The organism is Actinacidiphila sp. bgisy167 (assembly GCF_965342175.1).
GTDB lineage: Bacteria > Actinomycetota > Actinomycetes > Streptomycetales > Streptomycetaceae > Actinacidiphila.
The window spans coordinates 1-1492 of record NZ_CBDRBL010000198.1 but is presented as its reverse complement, the minus strand read 5'-3'; the positions used below and the strand labels follow the sequence as shown (position 1 = coordinate 1492).

The following is a 1492-nucleotide window of genomic DNA, read 5'->3' as shown; positions in this document are numbered from 1 at the left end:
GCTGAGCAAACGCACCCCCGGCACACCCGCACACACACGCCTGCAAACCGCTCTCAACACCTACACCACCACCCCACCCACCACCGAAACCACCGACACAGCAAAGACCGGCACGGTTCCCGCAACGGAGCTGTTCCCGCAGTCCCACCCCGACGAATCCACAGCCACCGCGCCGGGTGAAGCCCAAGAAACCCAGCTCCTTAAGCGTCAGTCCCGTGTATCCAGCGGGCCGGGGCGGCTCGGCGGTGCCCGGGACGCCTATCTGAATCCCACCGGCCTGCCGCTGGGCCACGCACTGGTGGTCGAGCGCCCACGGACGGGCAGCACCATCAAGACCGACCCCTTGACCTCGGTAGCGCCCGGCACCACCGAAAGCACCACTGGGAAGCAACCGCAGTCCCGGTCCTGGACCCGTTACGAACTCCCGGCCCCGGACCGGCCGACCGCCCTCTTCGGCTACGACATCAGCGACACCGGCGATATCCACCTCCGCGACCGCCAGCACCCAGTCCTTCTGCCCGCAGATGGCTGGCTCGCCTACGGCGACGACTTCATCCACACCACCGAAGGCGTCATCCTCCGCGGCGACACCGGCTGGATCGGCCGCATCGACAACTGGGACACGCTTCACGACTCCCTGAATCACCCCCAAGCCACCCACACCGTCCACCACGACGGCCGGACCGTCCACCTCCTCCCTCACACCACCAGCACCAGCACCACCGCCACCCGCCTGCCCCTCAGCCCCACCACAAACCCGGACCCCACAGCATCAGAAAAAACAGAGACCCAAACCACCCCGGCCGGCGAACGGCGAGCGTTCCTGGACGCACCCCGCCCACCCTCGATGACCGCACTCACCGGATCCCCAGTCGGCCAGGGCGAACGCGGCCAGGACGTCGTCACCACACACCAGCCACAGCCCCCGCGAAACCGGCACCCCGCCCCCACCGACGCGAAGAGCCTCCGCACTCAGCACCACCAAGCAGCCCCGGCCACAGCACACGAGCAACCGGAGTCGGTACCGGTCCAGCCATTGCGCCACGGCCCCGAAAGCCACCGATACCTCCTCGACACCAGCCTCCTGCCGGCGACCGGCACACCCGAGTACACCCAGCACGTCACAACCGCCGCAGCCCTGCTCCGCAACCGCCCCACCACGCCCGCACAACAAAAAACCCCGCCCATCGTGTCCATCAACCCTGAAAACCGGACCGACCCCCAGGCCACCACCCGCGCCATCGAATACATCAACGCCATCACCCACCTCCCCCACACCCCCACCACCATCCAATTCGACCTCGGAAACAACACCACCATCAACATCTGCCAATAAGACCGACACGGCCCGACACGGCAGGCAGCCAGCTAGCCGTTTACGACGTCGCCGTCAGCCCTTGGAAGAATCGAGGGAGTATCACGAAAGTGGTGTTCACCACTCGGTTGGCGTAGAGGTTTCTCGTTGGTCTGGTTGGCTTACGCTCGTTCGGCG

At 66.5% G+C, this 1492-nt stretch carries 1 protein-coding gene; it reads left to right on the top strand.

Annotated elements, in window-relative coordinates; translation table 11 throughout:
- Nucleotides 1-1336, top strand: a 1336-nt coding sequence (locus ACRWND_RS30730) for a hypothetical protein (protein ID WP_431955238.1), incomplete at its 5' end; no start/stop codon positions are given.
- Nucleotides 1337-1492: the final 156 nt, after the last annotated feature.